The 23,244-nt window shown below is 41.0% G+C and carries 18 protein-coding genes; 13 read left to right on the top strand and 5 right to left on the bottom strand.

Annotation, left to right across the window (positions count from 1 at the left end):
- Positions 1-20: 20 nt before the first annotated feature.
- The 5 genes from ED557_04415 to ED557_04435 all read right to left on the bottom strand — a co-directional run bounded on the left by ED557_04415 (position 21) and on the right by ED557_04435 (position 8,876).
- A complete protein-coding gene (locus ED557_04415; protein RNC86171.1) occupies positions 21-1,955 on the bottom strand; it encodes a hypothetical protein in 1,935 nt (644 codons plus the stop codon).
- Positions 1,956-2,149: 194 nt separating this feature from the next.
- On the bottom strand, positions 2,150-3,421 hold the full coding sequence (locus ED557_04420) for a hypothetical protein (GenBank protein RNC86020.1): 1,272 nt from the start codon (positions 3,419-3,421) through the stop codon (positions 2,150-2,152).
- 40 nt (positions 3,422-3,461) lie between these two features.
- Entirely contained in the window at positions 3,462-4,931 is a 1,470-nt protein-coding gene (locus ED557_04425) for a RagB/SusD family nutrient uptake outer membrane protein (GenBank protein RNC86021.1), read from the bottom strand.
- A gap of 9 nt (positions 4,932-4,940) precedes the next feature.
- A complete protein-coding gene (locus ED557_04430) occupies positions 4,941-8,015 on the bottom strand; it encodes a TonB-dependent receptor (GenBank protein RNC86022.1) in 3,075 nt (1,024 codons plus the stop codon).
- Positions 8,016-8,306: 291 nt separating this feature from the next.
- Complete coding sequence (locus ED557_04435; protein RNC86023.1) at positions 8,307-8,876, bottom strand: DUF420 domain-containing protein; 570 nt, start codon at positions 8,874-8,876, stop codon at positions 8,307-8,309.
- 290 nt (positions 8,877-9,166) lie between these two features.
- Between ED557_04435 and ED557_04440 the strand changes: the two genes are divergently transcribed.
- From ED557_04440 to ED557_04500, 13 genes are all read left to right on the top strand, one after another.
- Positions 9,167-9,811 carry a cytochrome C gene (locus ED557_04440; GenBank protein ID RNC86024.1) on the top strand — a complete coding sequence of 215 codons (645 nt, stop codon included), beginning with the start codon at positions 9,167-9,169 and terminating at the stop codon, positions 9,809-9,811.
- A 32-nt stretch (positions 9,812-9,843) separates the two neighbouring features.
- Positions 9,844-12,897, top strand: coding sequence for a 4Fe-4S dicluster domain-containing protein (locus ED557_04445; GenBank protein ID RNC86025.1), 3,054 nt, complete (start codon positions 9,844-9,846; stop codon positions 12,895-12,897).
- Positions 12,897-14,324: a hydrogenase gene (locus ED557_04450; GenBank protein ID RNC86026.1), complete on the top strand. Its 1,428-nt coding sequence runs from the start codon at positions 12,897-12,899 to the stop codon at positions 14,322-14,324. Before ED557_04445 ends, ED557_04450 begins: the two co-directional genes overlap by 1 nt.
- Positions 14,325-14,329: 5 nt before the next feature.
- Complete coding sequence (locus ED557_04455; GenBank protein ID RNC86027.1) at positions 14,330-14,878, top strand: DUF3341 domain-containing protein; 549 nt, start codon at positions 14,330-14,332, stop codon at positions 14,876-14,878.
- Between the two features lie 22 nt (positions 14,879-14,900).
- Positions 14,901-15,899 (top strand): hypothetical protein, encoded by a 999-nt coding sequence (locus tag ED557_04460; GenBank protein ID RNC86028.1) that lies wholly within the window; start codon positions 14,901-14,903, stop codon positions 15,897-15,899.
- Positions 15,900-15,925: 26 nt separating this feature from the next.
- On the top strand, positions 15,926-17,140 hold the full coding sequence (locus ED557_04465; protein RNC86029.1) for a hypothetical protein: 1,215 nt from the start codon (positions 15,926-15,928) through the stop codon (positions 17,138-17,140).
- Between the two features lie 13 nt (positions 17,141-17,153).
- Positions 17,154-17,537 carry a hypothetical protein gene (locus tag ED557_04470; GenBank protein RNC86030.1) on the top strand — a complete coding sequence of 128 codons (384 nt, stop codon included), beginning with the start codon at positions 17,154-17,156 and terminating at the stop codon, positions 17,535-17,537.
- 6 nt (positions 17,538-17,543) lie between these two features.
- Positions 17,544-18,377 carry an SCO family protein gene (locus ED557_04475; GenBank protein ID RNC86031.1) on the top strand — a complete coding sequence of 278 codons (834 nt, stop codon included), beginning with the start codon at positions 17,544-17,546 and terminating at the stop codon, positions 18,375-18,377.
- On the top strand, positions 18,377-19,318 hold the full coding sequence (gene coxB, locus ED557_04480; protein ID RNC86032.1) for a cytochrome c oxidase subunit II: 942 nt from the start codon (positions 18,377-18,379) through the stop codon (positions 19,316-19,318). The genes ED557_04475 and coxB overlap by 1 nt, the downstream gene beginning before the upstream one ends.
- Before the next feature lies 1 nt (position 19,319).
- On the top strand, positions 19,320-21,053 hold the full coding sequence (ctaD, locus tag ED557_04485; protein RNC86033.1) for a cytochrome c oxidase subunit I: 1,734 nt from the start codon (positions 19,320-19,322) through the stop codon (positions 21,051-21,053).
- Between the two features lie 23 nt (positions 21,054-21,076).
- A complete protein-coding gene (locus tag ED557_04490) occupies positions 21,077-21,742 on the top strand; it encodes a cytochrome c oxidase subunit 3 family protein (protein RNC86034.1) in 666 nt (221 codons plus the stop codon).
- Between the two features lie 13 nt (positions 21,743-21,755).
- Positions 21,756-22,070 (top strand): hypothetical protein, encoded by a 315-nt coding sequence (locus ED557_04495; GenBank protein RNC86035.1) that lies wholly within the window; start codon positions 21,756-21,758, stop codon positions 22,068-22,070.
- A 73-nt stretch (positions 22,071-22,143) separates the two neighbouring features.
- Positions 22,144-23,019: an MBL fold metallo-hydrolase gene (locus ED557_04500; protein ID RNC86036.1), complete on the top strand. Its 876-nt coding sequence runs from the start codon at positions 22,144-22,146 to the stop codon at positions 23,017-23,019.
- The last annotated feature ends 225 nt before the right edge of the window (positions 23,020-23,244 follow it).

A 23,244-nucleotide genomic window follows, 5' to 3' on the forward strand; every position in this document is an offset into this window, starting at 1 on the left:
AAGGCCTATTTTGTGTAAGTTCAGTCATAAGTAAATCCTAAAGTGTCCAGTGCGGCTTTAACTTCTGGCGCCTGCATAAACAGATCCCAAAGCAACCCTGTCCTGTGATTCTCAATCATTATGATGATCGGCCCCTGATCGATGGCCAGCGTAGAGCTAGCCCACCAACCCTGAGTGGGATTAAAGGCATCATAAAAACCATACTCACCCCAAAGTTTATCGCCTAATATGTAGTAAAAGTGTCGCAGCGCACTCATTGACTCCTCGGGGGTGTAAGGCATTGATGAAAGTGCAGCGGTTGGAGTGATGGTGCCATTATCATTAGTTGGAGAATGGGCGCTATACCCTCCAAGCTCATCACTAGCAGTGATCCCCCAACTCTCTTGTGAATACCCAATAAAATTCATTGGATTCTCAATACTATGGGCTCTATTTATGAGTGAGTGATTCCTGTTTTGCTGCCAATAGTTTGCATATTGATCTGAAAGATTGCGTGGATCTAATCCTAAAAAAGAATAGTGGGCGAAAAAAAGCGGGCCTCCAAAATCGTATCCAAGGGGTAATTCAATCCCGTAGTACTCATTTCCATTTTGGATAGCTCCCGATCTGGCCCAACCACTAGTGTAGACCTCTTTATCGATTGCATAATTTTTTGACGAGGCAGCCAACACATACACAATTAGTGACTCATTATATCCTCTTATTGGTAAATTCATCTGCCACTCATATTCTGGCGACCAATGCCAATACAATACACTCTCTCCTCCTTTAGTGAACCAATTCCATTCGATGGCGTCCAGTAATCCATCGATTTTATCAATTAGCTCCTGTTCTTCCTGTATTGAATCATCCATATATTCACGAACAGTAATAAGAGCTTGTGCCATAAATGCGGTTTCAACAAGATCTGCTCCATTATCACGTGTGCTAAATGGTATTACTTCTCCGGTATTCCCATTCATCCAATGAGGCCATACTCCATGAAATCGATCCGCATTCTCCAAAAAAGTAACAATGGTTTGAAGCCTGGATATCCCTTCCGCTTTTCCTATGAAATTGCGTTCTATAGCTACCAGAATTGACATTACTCCAAAGCCACTACCTCCAATAGTTACTAAATCTCCGGAAGTATTTCTCTCTCTTGCCAACCCACTTACCGGATGAGCAAAATCCCAGAAGTATTTAAAGGTTTGCTCCTGTACTTTGGTGAGTAATTCCTCATCTGTAATGGTTAGAAATTTTTGTGTTGAATCTAACCCGGTTTGAAATGAAGCTGAGTAACCATCGAATTCAAACCCATTAGCTCCCTCAAGACTATTGCTTACCGTTACAGTATAATGTCGATAATAATCCAATGGTTCTGTTGTAGTGAGTATAACTTCCTTTCCATCACCGGAAAGACTCTTCTCTATGTTAATGGAGGGACTGACTGAGAAATAGGAAGCGTAGGTTCCCTCATTTAAGGGCTCAGAAAAAGAAAAGATCAGTTCTACTTCGGAATAGCTAATATTGCGCACCGTACTGTTTTGGGAAAGGTTTTCTGAGTTCGCACTGGCTGATACCAATTGAATGGTTCCATTTTCTGTGTTTAGCTGATACATTATTCTCGAAAACTCACCCCCCATCTCAGATTGCAATGTTTCGTTAATACTTAAAGAGTATGAAGTTTGAACGTCCAACCCCTGATCCGGGCTTACTACAATTCTTTTGTTGAGGTCTTCGAATCTGAAGCTCAAAGGAATCTCACTTTGGCTTTCTTCTTCGGTTATTGAAATACTCTGCCGAACTGAAGTGGTATCTACAGGCGATGAAAACTCAATGAAAAAAATGGCTCCAACAGAAACTCCTTCATTTAAGGAAGAAGAAGAAAGGGTATTGTTTTGAGTATATGTTCTCAACAATTGGAAAACTTCCGGCGTTGGATCTACTCCCTTTTCTTTACATGCCCCCGCCATTATTAAGATCAGCCCAGCTTTTATATTCAATAGGAAAAATCTGGCTATAGAGTGTTGGGTAAGCATAATGTTGAGCGGTAGATAAATATCTGGCTAAAAATTGGTGCGTTGATTACGAAGTAAATAGAATGATAAGACACAGGTTTATCAGAAAAGAGGTGCTAAAAGGCACCTCTTTATGGTCATCTATGTTTTTATTCTTCTGAATCATACATCAGCTGAATTTCGGTTGCAGTAAGCACCTTGTGGTAGAACTTAATGTCGTCAAGTTCTCCCTTGAAATGATTTGCAGTTGCATTGTCGTAACCACCCCATGGTGTGTCGTCCCACATAGTGCCGGCTCGGGAATGAATAAACCCAAAGGCTAACTCGTTCACTACATCGGGCTCTGTTCCTGCATATATCATACCTAATGTTCCTCTCTTAGCATCTTCATCTGGCCAGAGATTAAAATCAAACGTCTTCATTAGCTCTCCATCATAGTACATACTTCCTCTCATGGTTGATCCTTCGTAGGTATATGTCACCTGAGTCCAACTATCTTTCAGATAACCTTCCATTTGTTCCTGGGTGATGCTCTTGGCAAAATCCCAACCTTGCCATCCGCCATTCGTGTTGTCGAGGGCTTCTACGGGGAACCACATATCTTCGGCTCCAGTATTACCGTCTGCAAATTCATATTGTATTGCAAATTTAGCCCCGCTGTAATCACCAAAAACTTCAAATTGTAATCCAAAGAACGCTCCAAGCCCCATTACAAAATGTCCGGTTGGATTACCATTCGCATCAACATGTCCATCAGAGTTGGTTTTCATCCAGAAGCTAATGGTAAAGTCGCTGGTATTAATTAATGCATCGGCACCAGGGATTTCAATAATACTTGTATTCCCATTAAAAGACGCTGCTTTACCAGCTGCATCATTTCTACTATCAACATAGCTAATATCTACTACCGCAGATGCAGCGGGATCAAAACTACCTACTATATCTTCTGCTGTTTCTTCGAATGTCCAGTTAGCAATCATACCTGCAGGGCTAAAAGTACCTGCTGTTGTAAAGGCACGGTTTGTAGAAGCCAAGGGCTGATCATCATTATTCAAAAGTCCTGCTGATAGTGCGAATGTATATAGAGTTCCTGAACCAAGCGTTGAAGTAGGGGTAACGGTCAGCATAGGACCATCCACGACAATATTCAGTTCTATATCTGCCTGATCATAATCCTGAACAAGGGTGATGTTCGCCGAGGTAGCTGTTTCGATTTTAATATCGGAATTAAAGGTAATAACGATGCTTGCATCCGAAGGTACATCGGTGGGAGAAGTTGCTCCATTTAGATCTAGCCCACCTACCGTAATACTTTCGATATTAAGATCTACAGGGTCGCTATCGCTGTTACATGCCTGCGCTATAAATACTATAAGCGTCAGCATCAAAACATATTTAAATGTTGTATATATCTTTTTCATTATTGATCCTTTTGTTTCGAGGTTTATGTATTAGTTTTTTTTACCACATCGGGTTTTGCTCCAAAGAGCCTTGAGATAAATCGATTTCACTTTGCGGAATGGGCAGCAATTCGTGCTTTCCTTCTATAAAACCCAAAGGCCCTAATACTTCAGGGGCTTTTCCGGTGCGTACCAGGTCCCAGAAACGATGCCCTTCCATGGCCAGTTCTACTCTTCGTTCCTGAATAATAATTTCTCTTAGCAGGTCTTTATCGGTTTCTATGATGTCTGGCAAAATGCCTGGATCGCCTTGCCGAGCTCGTTCTCTCACTCGATTTAAATAAACCAGAGCCTGGACAGGTTGGCCATTTTCATTTAAAGCCTCGGCGGCCATAAGCAATAAATCTGCAAAGCGAATTAATCGACGGTTATGACCAAATTGAGTGTCCGTATTATTTCCGGGAAACCAAACCTTACGGTTATAACTCTCAATCTCAATTACGATACCATTTTCATCTGTTGTCTCATCCGGTGTAGATCCGTCTCCTAGTATAGTTATACCATCAATCACATCACCAAGCTCAATAATGGTAGCTTGCTCTCTGGGGTCATCATCCTCAAATGCGCTCCTGAGATCTATGGTTGGCCGATTAAAGCCCCAGCCTCGGTTTGGTGTGCCACGCACACCCTGGGTATTGGCATACTGATTTCCCGCTGTTCGATCTGATGCTGCACCTATCTCGAATACTGATTCTACACCTTGCTCACCTTCTGACCCATTTGCATGATAGAAATTCGTCTCCAGATCGTATTCATTCGAGTTTATAACAGCAAGAGCAAAGTCTTCAGCATTTCCAAAATCATTTTGGAATAAATACACCTTTGCTAATAAAGCCTGAGCTGCTCCTTTAGTAGCCCTGCCAATATCTTCAGCTCCGTATTCACTCTTGAGCGGCAGGTCATTAATTGCATCAAGTAAATCGGTCTCAACCAAATCATATATTTCTTGAGAACTAGCACGGGTTAATTTAATAGAAGGATTAGTTGTAGTTACAAGAGGAACTCCTCCAAACCCTCTTACTAAATCGAAATAAAAAGAAGCCCGAAGAAATTTTGCCTCCGCCACGTATCGTGCTCTTAACTCTTCATCCATTTGTATTAAAGGAACGCTCTCAATAACTACGTTTGCCCTTCGGATACCCAGGTACAACGTGTTCCACCATCTATCAAGGCCGTCTTGTGTAGTGGCATGAGTAAAATTATCGTAAGGAGCCTGATCAACTCCATCATTCGGGTTACTGCCTTTTGCTCCATCATCTGAAAGAAATTCCAGGAATGGGAAGCCACCAGTATGGTAGTTCCACTCCCGAAGTGTAGAGTACACCCCATTCGTAGCTAGCAATGCATCAGAAGCAGAAACTGGAAATGATTCTTGTGTAAGCTCTCCTTGAGGGTTTACATCCAGGAAACCTTCGCATCCAAGTAAAATTATTGTCAGAAGTAGAATTGAAAAAAATCGCTTCATAGTCATAACCTTGTTTTAAAATGAGGTATTAAAGCCAACAGATATCACCCGGGGAATTGGGTAAATCCCCGTATCAATTCCATTCGCTATTACACTTTGGCTGCCAATCTCCGGGGTATAGCCTGTGTATTGAGTGATTGTTAGCAGGTTATTGGCTTTTACATACAATCTTGCTTCTCGCAACCCTAAACGGCTCTGGTAAGAGGGGGGTAATTGGTACCCAATGATGACCGTTCGTAATCGTAAGAAACTACCATCATGTATGAATCGGTCTGAAGGCAAGAAGTTATACCCGCCATACGTTACCCTGGGTTCTGAATTACTGGTTCCCTCTCCCGTCCATCGGTTCCATACATGCTGCTCAAAATTATAGGGGTCAGGCCGGACTACATTTTTCCCATTAAAAATTTCATTCCCAATTTGCCCTTGTAGCCCAATACTTAGATCAAAATTCTTGTAGAACAAGTCGAGGTTGAATCCATAAACAAAATCCGGAATTGGAGAACCAATAAATGTCCGGTCTTCGCCATTAAGCACTCCATCACCATTTACATCTACGAAGCGTAAATCTCCTACATCAGCTTGAGAAAGGTGAGGATAGGCATCCAGTTCTGCCTGGTTCTGGAAAATTCCATCCGTTTTATACCCATAGAATGCACCAATAGGTCTTCCTACCACTGATCGGGTAACAGATTGACCGTTCGCTAAAAAGCCACCGACAAGAACCGAGTCTATGCCACTATTTCCACCAATAGCTTGTACTTCATTATCAATAGTATTGCCTAAAAAACCAATGGAATAGGCAATATCACCCACCCTATCCTGCCATGCTATATTAAATTCTATTCCTTTGTTCTGTACTTCTGCGGCGTTAAATGTAATGCGTTGACCTTGACCATTGCCCAGATGTCCGGGAGTTGACAGGTCTATGAGAATATCGCTGGTAGTTCTATTATAATAGTCTATCTCGACGGAGAGCTTATCTTCGAAAAGTCCTCCCTCAATACCTACATCTATTTGAGTTGTGCTTTCCCATTGTAAATCGGGATTCCCTGACGTTCCATAAGTAGCTGCATTATAAGGAGTATCCGGCGAGCCAAAAACAGCCAGAATATCTGAGTTTACTCCTGAAAATCTTCCCAGATATTGAATCTTCTCATTTCCAATTATCCCCCAGCTAGTTCTCAGTTTCAGGCTACTAATCTCAGGAATTAGCCCCATGAATTTTTCCTGATCAATATTCCACCCAAATGCTACGGATGGGAAATATCCCCAGCGGTTTTCCTCAGCAAATTTGGAGGAACCATCAGCCCTGTATGTAAGGGTAGCTACATACTTTTGATTGTATGTATATACAACACGACCAAGCAAAGAAATCATGTTGAAGTAATTCCCGGCATCTACTCCGTTATTGTTTGCCTGTAAATTATTAATGCCGTTTGCTTCATCAATTATGTAAGATGGGTTTACATACCAAAAATCTTCATCGTCACGAATTACATTCTGTCCTGAGAGTTGAAGAAATTCAGAACGAGTTTGTTGCATGCTTAGCCCACCTACAGCATTTACAGAATGTCGATCATATTCCTTTATATAGCTGAGTGTGTTTTCCCAAAGCCAGTTATAATTAATGCTCTCCTGTTTGAAAATATCGCTGAAATCATTGTTCTGCTGAGAAGCAGTCCCATCTGGATTTAATACGGTGAAAGCGGGAGTAAAATTTCTGGCTCGATTTAACGAAGCATCAATTCCAAAACTGGAACGAAGTAAGAATTCATTTTTGATAATAGCATCGGCAAAAATATTACCCACAAACCGGGTTCCACTATTTTGATTGTTCGAATATTCAATGTCGGCTAATGGGTTACCAACATTATAAACCACCCCAAAGCTACCATCATCGTAAAAAGGTTCGAGTAAAGGTTGCGCCCGATATGCTGCAAAAGTTGCATTCGGCGCGATTTGCTGTTTGTATGGGGCTATCGTCAGGTTGTTTCCAATCTTGATTTTTTCATTCAGCTTATAGGTGTTATTCAACTTTATGGTTAATCGCTCATAACTGGATTTTTCTATAATCCCATCCTGCTGGAAATACCCCACACTCACGTAATAATCGCCCCGGTCGCTCCCTCCACTTACTGATAACTGGTGATTTTGTATGGGTGCAGTACCAAATACAAGATCCTGCCAATCGGTATTGGGTACAGCATCTACATTATTATAGGTGCCCGATCGAATTTCGTTGGCAATAATGGCGTATTCTCTACCATTTAAAAGATCAATAGTGCGCTCTACCTGCTGGAAACCTGTTTCAGTAGAAAAATTAACCTGGGGTTTCCCTACTATTCCTGACCCGGATTTAGTTTGAACTAATACTACCCCATTAGCACCTCTGGATCCGTAGATAGCTGTAGCAGAAGCATCTTTCAATACTTCCATCGACTCAATATCCGCAGAGTTCAAAAATGAGATGTCATCTAAAATGACGCCATCAACTACATATATAGGAGATGAATCATTGAATGTACCAACCCCTCGAATACGCACTGCGGCTGCAGCTCCCGGAGCTCCTGAAGTAGAAGTAATTTGTACACCACTTACTTTTCCTTGTAATGCCTGTTCAACATTCAGACTCGTTACTTTCCCAAGTTCCTCAGAACTTACCCTGCCAATTGCTCCTGTTACATCTCTTTTCTTAACTACCCCATATCCAACAACAACCAATTCGTCCAGAGTGCCAACCACAGTTCTAAGTTGAACTTCTATCTCTGTAAGACCGGTTACATCTATTTCCTGGGTTTCGAATCCAAGGAATGAAAAAACCAATATACTTTCTCCTTCCTGGAGCCTTAACCGGAAATTACCTTCCGGATCCGTGGAAGTCCCTCGGGCAGTTCCTTTTATAAGTATGTTTACTCCAGGTAGTGTTTCTTGTGTTTCTGCATCATATACAGTACCGGTTATTTCGGTTTGGGCATATACTGTGTTACTTCCACTTGAAAACAACATGAAGCCTAACAATGCAAAAAAAAATGTGCCGACAATAGATTTTTGTTGGGTAGGCATAGGCTGTTCTGTATCAAGATTCATAGGCTGATTGTTAGGTCCTTAGCATCAAATAAACCAGCCTGGCTTCGAGTATAGCAGCGCTTTCGCAAAACGAAGCACAGGCAGGTATAAATCAGGATAATGATTACTGTTGTGTATTAACTAGCAATCGTTCTATTGAATATTGTGCAGCATTTAATTTATTCCAATAGAGGCAAGTACAATAAGATTACTTCATGCTTATAAAAGCGCTTTTTTGGCACTACTACATCACTACGTCACTTATAGAAAAATCGGCTTTTAAATATCTATAGAGAGGTCTTCGGCTTCGGTTTACCCAAAGGTTTTTAAGAGGATAAATACCAACACCCCAGTCACGGAAACATAGAGCCAGATTGGGAAAGTCCACTTTGACACTTTACGGTGTGTTTCAAATTTACCGGAAAAGGCAAAGAAGAAACTGGAGAGCACAAGAGGCACTACAAAAACGGATAGCACTATGTGCGATATTAATATGAAGAAGTAGATTGGCTTGATAAACCCTTCTCCCATGAATTTTGTGTCCCCTACAAAATTATGGTAAATCACATAACTCACCAGGAATAAGGAAGAAGTAACAAAAGCACTAATCATAAATCTCATGTGCTTTGCATAATTCCTTCTTTTGATCTCCCTGAATCCCAATAAAAGAAATACAGTACTCAAAGCATTAAATGAAGCATTCAGAGCAGATAGGTTTTTTACCCAGGGTATTTCAGATGGAGCAGGTGCTTTGAAATAAATAAGCCAAAAAAGAAATACCAAAGCGAGCACACTTACTCCTATAATTATACCAAGTGCCCGCTTGGTATTTACCTGTTCAAATACTTTTAAGCTATCCGGGAGTTCGACTTCGTGCTGCATCAATTAACTTATTTAATCCTTTGTTTGTTGAGCGCCTTAAAGTTAAGGTAAACTGGCGCTATTATTTGCCTTATTTCGTTACACAAACCAAGTTTTTTGGAGAAATGTTCTTATCTTCGTCGCAATAATTTACTAACTAGCTTATACTTCTAAACCTAAGTTATTTAGAACGGATTTAAATAAGAAAACCCTGCATCTAAGTATTCAATTCGAGTCAAAAATTCGATAGCTTTGCGCGGCTTCTTATTGAGCGTTAATGCTCAGGTTTGAAATATAAAATCAGCATTTTTATGGCGCAGATTTTCCCTAAGTGGACAAATCAAGTTCCTCGAAAATTACTTATCGGACTTATAGTTACTGCAAACGCAGTTATTCTTGGAATTTGGTACTTCTTCTCTCCCGAATATACCGATGTAGGTTACGCCCCTGTTCAACCGGTTCCATACTCTCACAAAGTTCACGTTGATAAGCTTGGTCTTGATTGCCAGTATTGTCATACCTCTGTGTTTGAGTCTAAGCAAGCGAACATTCCTCCTACACAAACTTGTATGAACTGCCATAGCCAGATTAAAACGGACAGCGAAAAACTCGCTCCTATCCGTGAAAGTTGGGAAACAGGCAAACCTGTAGAATGGGTTAGAGTAAATAACCTGGCTGATTATGCTTACTTCAACCATGCTGCCCATGTGAATGTAGGTGTAGGTTGCGAGAGCTGCCACGGAAGAATTGATAAAATGGAAGTGGTTTACCAATCTGAACCACTAAGTATGAGCTGGTGCCTTGATTGCCACCGCGAACCTGAAAAGTACCTCCGCCCTGTTGAAGAGGTGACTACCATGGGGTATAAGGCTGAGAACCAACTGTTGTTGGGAAGCGAATTAGTTAAGAAAAATAATGTAAGCCCTCCGCAGTATTGTCAGGGTTGTCATTATTAATAAGAAAGGATAGTTGAACTTATAATCATCCAATGAGCGAAGTTACACAGAATACATACTGGAAAAGCTTAAACGAATTAGCTCAGAATAAAGAATATCAAAATTTTGTTGAACGAGAATTCCCTGAGAATGCCACCGAACTAAAAGACGGTGTTTCCAGAAAGGGATTCCTCCGAGTGATGGGAGCGTCTATCGCACTTGCAGGTTTTGCTGCTTGCCGTCGACCAGTTCAAAAAATTCTTCCTTATTCTCAACAACCTGAAGACATTGTTCCCGGCATTCCTCTTTTTTATGCCACTGCAATGCCATTCCAAGGTAACCTTACTGGTCTAGTTGTTGAAAACCATCAGGGACGGCCTACTAAAGTAGAAGGAAATGACCTTCACCCTGCGAGTTTAGGAAATACCAATTCCTATCATCAGGCATCTATCCTTGAAATGTACGATCCTGATCGTTCGAGAAGCCCGCTCCGCAATGGGAGTAAAGCTACTACTGATGAATTCATCAGCTTTGCAAGTGAGCATTTCTCTGATACCAACAAGAATATCCTATTTATATCAGAAGCTAATTCTTCACCGACTTTTCAATCGCTTAAAGAAGAAGCTTTAAACAAATTTAGAAACGCAAGCTGGGTTACTTTCGAGCCTTTTGGTGAGAATGCTATTGTTGAAGGAGCCCAAATCGCTTTCGGAAGTAGACTTCGTACTCTATACAATTACACCAATGCCGATGTAATTGTATCGCTTGACGATGACTTCCTATCTCCTACTCATCCAAATAATGTAGAATATGCAAAGCAGGTTACATCACGCAGGAAAGTAACCAGCACCGGCGATTCTATGAATCGAATCTATTCGGTAGAGAACGGATTTACTCTAACTGGTTCTTATGCTGATAACAGGCTAAGAGTTAAAGCAAGTGAAGTTGAAGCTTTTGCCAATGCGCTTGCAGGAGAGCTTTCTTCCAGAATTAGCGGGCTTAATGCCTTTAGCGGAGTTAGCAATAAATTCACCGGGGACAACTTCATTACTGCAATGGCAGATGACCTAGCTTCTCACGCCGGACGTTGTGTCGTTTCAATCGGTTTTGATCATTCTCCAAGCGCTCATGCCATTATCAATGCTATTAATGTGGCGTTGGATAATGTTGGAAGCACTGTAAGTTATCTTGAAGTTCCTTCCATTGATGATCAAAGTAATTTTGAATCTTTTTCTAGCGCAGTATCAGCTCTTAACGCAGGCAATGTTGATACCGTTGTATTATTAGGTACAAATCCGGTCTTCACTGCTCCTGCTGATTTATCCTTTGCAAGTGCGCTTTCTAATGCAGCAGAAGTAATCCATTTTGGAAGTTACAGAGATGAGAGCTCTACAAATGCAAACTGGCATGTAGCGCGTTCTCACTATCTCGAAGCATGGGGCGATGGATATTCATTTGGTGGTGCACGTTCTGTGATTCAACCACAAATTCAACCATTGCATGATTCCTTAAGCGATATTGAATTCCTTGGTGCTATCGTAAATGGTGAGAAAGTATCTGGCCATGACCTTGTCAAAAGTACCTTTAACGGGTACTACCGCTCAAATTTTGAAAATCGTTGGAAAGATATCCTCCATGATGGAATTGACATTAATGATGGATATAGAACGGCTAACGTTCGATTGAGATCTGTTTCTCCAAGCGATGCTACACCAATTAATGGTATTGAAATAGTTATTCGACCTGACTATTCCTTATATGATGGCCGGTTTGCTAATAACGGTTGGCTTCAAGAGTTACCAGACCCAATGACGAAGATTACCTGGGACAATGTGGCTCTTATGAGTCCAGCTACAGCTGCCAGCCTTGGAGTCGAAAACGAAGATCTTGTGAATGTTACTGTTAATGGCACTTCTATCACCATTGCTGCATGGATTCAACCAGGTCACGCTGATGAATCTATTACGCTAAATGCAGGATACGGAAAAGAAGGAATCGGGCGAGTTGCTGATGTAACTTCCGATACTTCTCAGCTTTTTGATAGTACGGTATTTTCTGGTGGAATAAATGTATATCCACTGGTACAGTCAAGCGCACTATTATTTAATTCAGGTAGTATTTCAAAAGCAAGTGGAACATATAGCATTGCTTGTGTTCAGGATCATCATAGCCTTGAAGGCCGTGATATGTATCGTCAGGCTACACTTGAGAAATACAAAAAGACTCCTGAATATGCTTCATTCGCCTATGTTCATAAATATGAAGTTCCAGGCCAAAAGGAAGCAAACGAAAAAGGGGAAGACGATCTCATCTCTCTGTTTGATGAGCAGACCTATCCTGATTATGAGCCACAATGGGGAATGGCCATTGACCTGAACTCATGTTTTGGTTGTGGTGTATGTATTATTGCCTGCCAAAGTGAAAATAACATCCCAGTTATTGGAAAAAGGGAAGTTAGTCGTGGCCGTGAAATGCATTGGATCAGAAATGACCGCTATTATATGGGAGATGAGCATGATCCTCAGGCTGTTCATCAGCCAGTTCCTTGTATGCACTGCGAATTAGCCCCTTGTGAGCAGGTTTGCCCAGTGGCTGCTACTACACATAGTGATGATGGAATGAACCAAATGACGTATAACCGTTGTATTGGTACTCGTTATTGTGCAAACAACTGCCCATTCAAAGTTCGAAGATTTAACTTCTTCAACTATCCAAAAGAATATCTGACAACCGGAGAAGATCCGGATATCATCCAAATGGCGATGAACCCCGAAGTAACTGTTCGTTTCAGAGGGGTAATGGAGAAATGTACTTACTGTGTACAGCGTGTTAACAGAGCTAAAATCAATACCAAAATTGAAACTGGCTCACCAAAACCTGCTGACGGTACTGTAAAGACGGCTTGTCAGCAAGCTTGCCCTGCTGATGCCATTTACTTCGGAGACTTGACTGATAAAAACAGTGAAGTTTCACAAATGAAGTACAATGAAAGAAATTATTTGATGTTGGAAGAACTCAATGTCCGTCCAAGAACATCATACATTGCCAAATTAACCAATCCGAACCCGGCATTGGTAGATGATACTAAACAGGAAGCTGCCCACTAATGAGTAAATACGAATATATACCGGAACCCGCTCTTGTTAAGGGAAATCATGATTTTGCCAGTATCACTAAACTGGTTACTGATGTAAATCTTCGCCCTACTCCAAAATTATGGTACCTGTTCATGCTTATTTCGAATGCACTACTTGGTGTATTCCTTATTGCAGTTGGTTACCTGGTTTGGGAAGGAACCGGAATTTGGGGCTTAATGAACCCTGTTGGTTGGGGATGGGCGATTATCAACTTCGTATGGTGGGTTGGTATTGGTCACGCGGGAACTCTAATTTCTGCGATTTTATTCCTCTTTAGGCAAGATTGGCGTACTGCCATCAACCGATTTGCGGAAGCGATGACAATTTTTGCTGTAATCTGTGCCTTGATGTTCCCTGGTATTCACGTTGGAAGAATTTGGGTGATTTATTGGGTATTCCCGCTCCCAAATCAAATGGCAATGTGGCCAAACTTTAATTCTCCGCTACTTTGGGACGTATTTGCCGTTTCTACCTATTTCACCGTTTCACTGCTTTTCTGGTATGTAGGTCTTGTTCCGGATTTTGCTACGCTACGTGATAAAGCCACCGATAAAATTCGAAAGATAGCTTACGGTATCGCTTCATTAGGTTGGACAGGTAGTGGTCGTGCATGGTGGAATTACGAAAAAGCGTATATGATTTTAGCCGGTTTGGCTACTCCACTGGTACTTTCTGTACACACTATTGTATCCTTTGACTTCGCCGTTTCAATGATTCCGGGATGGCACACTACCATCTTCCCTCCTTATTTCGTTGCTGGTGCGATTTTCTCAGGTTTTGCCATGGTGCTCACCTTAATGCTTGTTGCGCGAAAGGTGTATGGCATGGAAGATATCATGACGGATGACCATATGGAGAAAATGAATATCATTATTCTGGTTACGGGTTCTATGGTAGGCTTTGCCTATATGATGGAGTTCTTCATTGCCTGGTATAGTGGTGTTGAATATGAAAAAGCAATTTTCATGCTGAGGGCGACCGGTCCATATGCCTGGGCATATTGGATTATGATGTTATGTAATGTGATCTCTCCGCAGGTATTCTGGTCAAAGAAATTAAGACGCCACGTTGGATTCACTTTCTTTATTTCCATTGTGGTGAACATTGGTATGTGGTTCGAGCGATTCGTAATTACGGTTACTTCACTTGCCACCGACTATCTACCTTCATCCTGGGATTACTTCTCCCCAACCATTTGGGACGTACTTACTTATGTGGGAACCTTCGGTATCTTCTTTACTTTCTTCCTTGCATTCTTGCGCTTCCTGCCGATGATTGCGATCGCGGAGATTAAAGCGGTAATGCCACAGGCTGATCCTCATAATTATGACGAGGAGACCCAGGAGTATCATCCCCACGAAATTGAAGTTCCAACCCCTAAAGCTGAAACGGTATAAATACTATGAGTAAAGAAACCAATACTAAGCTTTACGGCATCCTCGCTGAATTCAAAAACCCAAAAGCGTTAATCGACGCTTCTAAAAAAGTGGTTGAAGCCGGATATGATAAATTTGATACTTACGCCCCTTTTCCGATTCATGGAATTGACAAGGCGATGAACCTTAAGAAATCCAAACTTGGATGGATTGTACTAGGTCATGGGTTACTCGGATTTAGTGGAGCAATACTTATGATGTACTGGATGTCAGCAATCGACTATCCAATCAATATCAGTGGAAAACCATTTTTTAATGCACCGGCATGGGTACCTGTTACTTTTGAATTAACGGTACTTCTTTCTGCTTTTGGTGCAGTATTTGGAATGTTCTTCTTAAACGGACTTCCAAGACTTCATAACCCTTTATTTAATGTTGATCGCTTCAAGAAGGCTACTGATGATGGCTTTTTCGTATGTATTGAAGCGACAGACAGCAAATTCCAGGAAGATTTGGTTCGCCAGCTTTTTGAAGAAGCTGGAGCTACTCATATCGAGGAAGTGTATGACGACTAACAGTAATCACCGAATATCATTCATGCATTTAAAAAAGACACTTTCCATTGTTGTGCTAGGTGCTGTCCTAGTGGGATGTAGAGGTACTGTTTCTGAGAAGCCTGCCATCCATCCTAACATGAACATGGATCAGCAACCAAGAAAAGAAGCACAGGAGGAAAATGCCTTCTTTGAAGATGGCCGCTCTATGCGCCCTCCTGTTGAAGGAACCGTTGCTCGGGGTTACCGAAAAGCTGACTTGGCTTATTATGAAGGAGTTGATGAAAACGGTGAGTGGGTTGAAAACACTCCTGTAGAATTCACCAGATCCTTCCTTTACAGAGGAAAAGAGCGCTACGAAATTTACTGTACTCCATGTCATGGAATAACTGGAGATGGACAAGGTATTATTATGACCGGGCAATACGGTTATGTGCCTGCTCCTACCTTCCACCAGGCTCGATTAAGAGAAGCTCCCGATGGCGAGCTTTATTCAGCTATCTACAATGGAGTACGAAATATGCCTTCCTATGCACATCAGGTTAAAGTTGAAGACCGATGGGCTATTGTAGGATATATCCGAGCATTGCAAGCAAGTCAAAATGCAAGTGAAGAAGAAATTGCTGAATACGACATTGACCTGGATGAATTACAAGCTGAATTTACAGCAGAAGAAGAAAGGCTTGCTGCACTCGAAGAAGCAAGAACTCCACAGGATGCAGGAGTCGTTGCCATTGCTGCTAGAGGAGAGGAATTAATTACTCAATATGCTTGCGCTGTTTGTCACTCTAACGATGGAAGTTCTTTAATTGGCCCATCATGGTTAAATGTTTATGGCAGTGAAGGCCAAGTGGTAACTGAGGCAGGTGAAACGATTACTGTTGTTAAGGATGACGAATATCTCATAGAATCGATTGTTAATCCTTACGCCAAAATCGTAGACGGATATGATCCACTTATGGCTAATGCTTATGGATCTCTTTCAGAAAGCGACCTGCAATCAATCGTGGAATATTTGAAAACCATCACGGATAATAACTAAGAGATTTTTGCTTAAACACATATACAATGAGTCATAAGCCTACAATAACAGATTCTTTACAATTCTCACCAGACAGCAAGCTGCCCCAAATTTTGTTTGGAGTTGGTGCTGTTGGATTAGTTGCTAGCGTGATCGGCTACTTCGTTAATTCAGAACAATTCTTCTTCTCCTACTTAGTAAGTTTTACCTTTTTCACTGGTATTGCTCTTGCATCGGTATTTATGGTGATGTTTCACCACATCACTAAGTCTAAGTGGGGAGTAGTTGTTAGAAGGATTCCTGAAACTTTCGGTTCTAACCTTTGGATTTGGGCACTGTTCTTCATTCCTATATTACTAGGAATGCACACGTTGTACCATCATTGGACCGAGCCTTCGCTTTTCGATCCGAATTCACCAAACTACGACTATATAGTAGCTGGTAAAGAAGCTTATTTGAATACTCCTTTCTTCATTATTAGACAGATCATTTATTTTGCCATATGGGGATTTGTGGGCCATAAACTTTATAAAGCTTCTGTAGAACTTGAGAAAACGGGTGATTGGGGAATTACCACATTAATGAGAAAAGTCAGTGCTCCTGCAATTCCTCTGTTTGGACTTTCTATTGCTTTTGCCAGCTTTGACTGGTTAATGTCTCTGGATCCTCACTGGTTTTCAACCATGTTTGGAGTGTATTTCTTCGCTATAAGTTTCCAGAGTTTCTGGGCTATCATGATTTTAATGGTATTCTTCCTCCACAGAAACGGATACCTAAAAAATACCATTGGTCAGGCACACCTTTATGATCTTGGTGCATGGCTCTTCGCTTTTACAGTATTCTACGCGTACATAGCATTTAGCCAGTTCCTGTTAATCTATTATGCTAACCTTCCGGAAGAAACACTTTGGTTCTACCACAGAATGGAAGGTAATTGGAAATACATTACCTATGGTTTATTGCTATTCCGTTTTGTTCTGCCATTCCTGGTATTACTGAACAGAGAGCAAAAACACCGAAAAGGAGTACTAAGGTTTGTTGCTATCGTCGTAGTAGTGATGCACTTCCTCGAAATTTATTGGATTGCAATGCCTACGCTCAGCGAACACGGAATTCACTTTAGCTGGATTGACATTACCACATTTTTAGGGCTTGGTGGGATGTTCTTTGGGCTATTCTTTCACAAGTTCAAACAAAACAGCATGATTCCAGAGAATGACCCAAGATTGGATGAGTGCCTTGAAAAAACGTATCACCACTAATATTTGATCGATTATGTCGGATCACATTGAAGATTCAAAGACTAAGATTTCTACTACCTCAGGAGATGAAGTTACTCTTGAGACCGTAGATAGCTCATTTGCTGGCGCCGTTACTCACGGTGTTAATGATGACAACATGGATTATGGTACACTCTTCTTTTGGTCAGGATTAGGGATTGTCACGGTGATAGTATTTGTTGTGGGATTAATCTTTTTTGCTCAGTTTAGTTTCTTAAATGCACAGAGAACCGTTTCTGAAAATAGTTCATATACTGAAATCACAGAAATGAGGGCATCTCAAACCGAGCAATTAAACTCTTTTGGTGTTGTTGATCTGGAAGATGGTGTATACCATATCCCAATCGATGAAGCCATCAATAATATAGCTGTCGATTAATTACTGATGAGACGCATTGCACTGTTAGCATTTTATTTGCCTGCAGTGCTCCTGATTCCTTTTAAAGCTGAAGCTCAACTTAACAAAGAGCAGCCCGAAGCACTGCAAGGCGTTGGAGTAGATGAATTTTTAGGAGAATACATCCCCTTAGATGCCAAATTCTCAAATTCGCTAGGTGATAGTGTAACTATCGGCTCCCTCCTTTCTGAAGACAGACCAGTTATTCTGAATCCTCTTTACTACGAATGCCCTATGCTTTGTGGCCTGGTAATTGACGGTGTATTGAATGTGGCTGATGATCTGGCATGGCAAGTTGGAAAAGAATACGACATCATCTCTTTTAGTATCGATCCGGAAGAAAATCACGAGCTAGCCGCTTCATATAAAGAAAGATATGTATCAAAACTTAACCAGCCTCGCGCACAGGAAGGCTGGCATTTCTTAACCGGCAAGAAATCAGAAATTGATAAAATTATTGATGCTGTAGGTTTTAAATACAATGAGGTAGAGGGAACCGGGGAATTTGCACATAGTGCTGCTATCATTATGTTGAGCCCGGAAGGGAAAATCACCCGCTATCTTTATGGCATTCAATACAATGAATTTGATGTACGCAATGCACTGTATGAATCAGCCGATGGAAAGATCGGAAGTACCCTCGAAAAGGTACTTATGTTTTGCTATCAATTTGATCCAAATTCCAATAGTTATGTACCTGTAGCTGTCAATATTATGAAGGTTGGCGGCTTGGCTACACTAATAATTCTTGGTATCTTTCTCAGCCTCTTTTGGCTTCGCGAAAGATCAAAAAAAGTAACCACTAATATCGATTTCCAATAATGGGCAGACTATTCGATTTCATGCTCCCGGAAAATAAATCTCCGCTTACGGCAGATTCAACCGACGGGCTTTTTCACTTCATCAATGAAGTGAGTCTCATCTTCTTAATTGGTATAACAATAGCACTTGTTTACTTCGCCATTAAATACAGAAGAAAATCAGAAGACGACAAAACTCCTGTAATCACTCACAATAATACTCTTGAAATTACCTGGTCGGTAATCCCCCTTCTCATCGTTATGGTGATCTTTGGGTGGGGATATTCTGGTTGGTTGAATCTTAAAGCAGTACCGGATGATGCCTATGAAATTCATGTTACTGGTTTTAAGTGGAACTGGAGCGTGAGCTACGAAAATGGAGCACAAACTTTGAATGAAATCCATGTTCCAAAAGGACGTCCCATTAAGTTGGTAATGCAATCACGAGATGTATTGCACTCTTTCTTTGTTCCAGATTATAGAGTAAAGCATGATGTGGTTCCGGGACGTTATACCTACGTATGGTTCCAGGCTGAAGAGTCAGGCGAATCTGTGGTATTCTGTACTGAATATTGTGGAACCAGCCATTCCGATATGTTAGCTAAAGTAATTGTTCATGAGCCTGAAGATTTTGAAACCTGGCTGGAGCTTAATGGTGGGGGTGTTCAGGGCACACCAGTTGAGCAAGGGCAACAACTTGTTGAGCTTCAAGGGTGTCAAACCTGTCACTCTGTGGATGGCTCACCTATGATTGGCCCAACCTTTAAAGGTATTTGGGGCAGAACAGAGCAACTTGCTGATGGTAGTTCTTACACTGTTGATGAAAATTATATCAGAGAATCTATTCTTTACCCTGGAGAGAAAGTCGTTGCTGGATATGACAATGTAATGACTCCTTATGAGGGGCGTCTAAGCGACGATGAAATCACAAATATCATAGAATATCTAAAAACACTTGAGTGATATGGCTACAGCGGAAACTAAAAATATGACTACGCTACAAGTAAAGAGGTTTATCCCTTCTGAGAATCCAACTAACACCTATCTGACTGATGAGAAAGGTGTTTGGGCATGGATGACTACAGTTGACCACAAGAAAATCGGGATTATGTACCTCGTCTCAGTAGCAATCTTCTTTGCTGTGGCAGGCTTTTTGGCTATTGCATTAAGAACTGAGCTTTGGACACCGGCAAAAACTTTTATCGAAGCAGACACCTATAACCAGCTATTTACCATTCATGGTGCATTAATGGTATTCTTTGTTTTGATCCCAAGTATCCCTGCTGCGTTGGGTAACTTTGTTCTTCCAATGCAATTAGGGGCAAAGGATGTGGCCTTCCCCAGATTAAACCTGGCTAGTTTCTACATTTATGTGATTGGGGCTATCTTCACATTTGTATCGCTTACGAAAGGCGGTTTTGATACTGGCTGGACGTTCTACACTCCGTACAGTTCTGACACTAACTCTTTAGGCGTGATTTGGGTAACCCTTGGGGTATTCATCCTGGGATTCTCTTCGATCCTGACCGGTACAAATTTCATTACTACCATTCATAAGTTAAGAGCACCAGGTATCACCTGGAATCGACTTCCTTTGAATATTTGGGCATTGTATGCCACTTCTATTATCCAGGTGTTAGCTACTCCTGTACTTGCAATAACTATCCTTCTCCTTTCTATGGAGAATATTTTAGACATTGGAATTTTTGATCCGGCTAAAGGTGGTGATCCGGTATTATACCAGCATTTCTTCTGGTTCTACTCCCACCCTGCTGTATACATTATGATCGTTCCTGGCTTTGGAATTATCTCTGAGGTTATTTCGACCTTTTCTAAGAAAACAGTATTTGGATATTGGGCGATTGCACTTTCGTCTTTGGCAATTGCATTTATTGGGTTCCTTGTTTGGGGACACCATATGTTTACCTCAGGTCAATCTGCAGTGGCAACTACCGTGTTCTCATTCCTAACCTTCCTTGTTGGTATCCCAACAGGTATTAAGATTTTCAACTGGATAGCAACCCTCTATAAAGGTTCGATTGATATGAAGACACCTATGTTGTATGTCTTCATCTTCTTGTTCTTATTCTCAATTGGTGGTTTTACCGGGATTATGCTTGGAGCGCTTTCTGTAGATATCCATTTACATGATACCTATTACGTGGTAGCTCACTTTCACTATGTAATGATGGGTGGAACATTAATTGCACTACTTGCGGGACTGCATTACTGGTGGCCAAAAATGACTGGTAAGATGTACAACGAAACATGGGGAAGAATTGCAGCAGTGCTGATCTTCATCGGCTTCAACATGACTTTCCTTCCACAGTTTATTATGGGATCTCAAGGAATGCCTAGACGTTATTATAACTACATCGATCAGTTCCAGCCATTCCATCAGACTTCAACGATTGGCTCCTATATTCTAGGAGTAGGCTTCCTGATCATTTTAGTTTACTTACTTCATTCTTTATTCGCAGGAAAGAAGGCTCCATCTAACCCATGGAATAGCCGGGCATTAGAATGGCAATCCACTTCTCCTCCGGATTTCCACAACTTCAGTCACACCCCTGTTGTAATTAATGGGCCATATGACTACCACAAACCAATGGAAGAATTCCAACTTGGACTAGCAGTTTCTCATAATGGCCATGGTGAACACCATGAGACAGAAACTCAAGAAACTGAAAAAGCTTAATTAACCTTATACCTAAACACTAAATGGCGAATCATTCAGCTTCCCAACCAGCTCATGTTCAGCATCATTTTGTGGATTCGGATCAACAATTCGAATCAGCCAAAATGGGAATGTGGGTCTTTTTGGTAAACGAAATCCTCTTTTTCGGCGGGCTATTCTGCGCATATATCATATTCAGAGCCTGGTATCCTGAACTTTTTACACAAGCGGCCCTGGAGTTAAATAAACTTTGGGGAGGGGTAAACACCGTTGTTCTTATTGGTAGTTCTTTAACTGTAGCAATGGCTATCCGTTCTGCGCAAAAGAATCAAATCCGTGGATTGCGGATAAATCTATTGATTACCATTGCACTAGCGTGTGTCTTCATGGTGATCAAGTACTTTGAGTATGAGCATAAGCTACACCTAGGGATCGCTCCTGGTTCTTTCTGGAATCCTACTCCGGAAATCCTAAGTGAGCTTTCGCACCCAAAGGCCAATATCTTCTTTGGGATTTATTATATGATGACCGGTATTCACGGCCTCCACGTTCTGGTCGGTATTGGATTGATGATTTGGTTATACATCCGTGCTGGAAAAGGCCATTTCAACAGTGAATACTATACTCCGGTTGAAATCACAGGATTATACTGGCACTTAGTTGACTTGATCTGGATTTTCCTATTCCCACTACTATACTTAATTGAATGAGAGGTTTTTAGAAATGAGCGAACACAATCACGAACATCACGTTTCTTCGGTAAAACAACTTTGGTCAGTAGGTACTGCATTATTTATCCTCACCATACTTACAGTTGTGGTTTCTAATCTGGGACTACCTGCTCCTTTTGATATTATATCAGCACTTATTATTGCTTTCGGTAAAGCATACTTAGTAGCTGCATTCTTCATGGGACTATACTGGGATAATAAATTTAACACCCTCCTTCTTATTGGAGCCTTTGTATTCTTTATAATCATGGTAACTATTACTATGCTAGATACTATGTTCCGGAACGATGTAGTTCCATCTTTTTAAAAGAATGATCATACATTTTACAAGCCCTCTCGCTTTAGCGTGGGGGCTTTTTTTATATTAAAAGAAAAAACTTATGAACCTCTCCAAAACTACCCTCGGACATTTTGAACTCTATTCCATAGAAACAGGAGATATAAAACTAGATGGAGGCGCTATGTTCGGAGTAGTTCCTAAAACACTATGGTCGAGAGGGATTCCTGCCGATGAAAAGAATCGCATAGCTATGACCATGCGATGCCTGCTTGTTAAATCTAACCGATCAGGTAAGATCTATCTCATTGATAATGGAGTAGGTGATAAGTTCAATGAAAAGATGATGGAGATTTATCAGATCGACTTTTCTGAAAAGACACTTTTGAACTCTCTAAAAGCTCATGGATTTACTCCTGATGATATTACTGATATCATTTTCACACACCTACACTTCGATCACTGTGGTGGAACAACCTATTTTGATGAAGCTGATGAAATAGCTTTTACATTCCCTAATGCCACATATCACGTAACCAAACGACATTTCGAAACTGCTACTAATCCTAATGCTCGTGAAAAGGCGAGTTTCCTTCCTGATAATATCAATCCATTGAAGGAGAACCCCAATCTGAATTTGGTGGAAGATAGTCATACCTATGAACCAGGATTAAGTACCGTCGTTGTAAATGGCCATACTCTAGGGCAACAACTTCCCAAAATAGAGGGAGATGGAAAAACCATCGTATTTGTTGCTGATTTACTCCCTACTCATGTTCATCTGCCCCTACCTTGGGTAATGGGTTATGATATGAGACCTATTGAGACCCTAAATGAAAAAAAGGAGTTTCTTGAAAAGGCTATCTCCGGGAACTGGAACCTTTTTCTGGAACATGATTTAGAAACAGAAATGATCAGAATTGGTAAAGAGAACAACAGGTATTTAATTACCAATAAACTTGCCTTATCTGATCTTTAACACCTGAGTTCGAGATAAGAAATACCCTTTGAATGTCAAAAAAAGTCATTCCGTAGCGAAAGCCGGAATCTAGATTGTTTTAAAGGCAATATTCTAATTATGAAAGCTAAATCTAGATTCCCGCCTCCGCGGGAATGACTGAGAGGATTGTTTATTCGCTTTTCTAAAAGCTTCTTATCTCGAACTCAGGTTTAGCGACAATTTTTAACTAAGATTTATAGTTTT

It is taken from the genome of Balneola sp. (assembly GCA_003712055.1).
Lineage (GTDB): Bacteria > Bacteroidota > Rhodothermia > Balneolales > Balneolaceae > RHLJ01.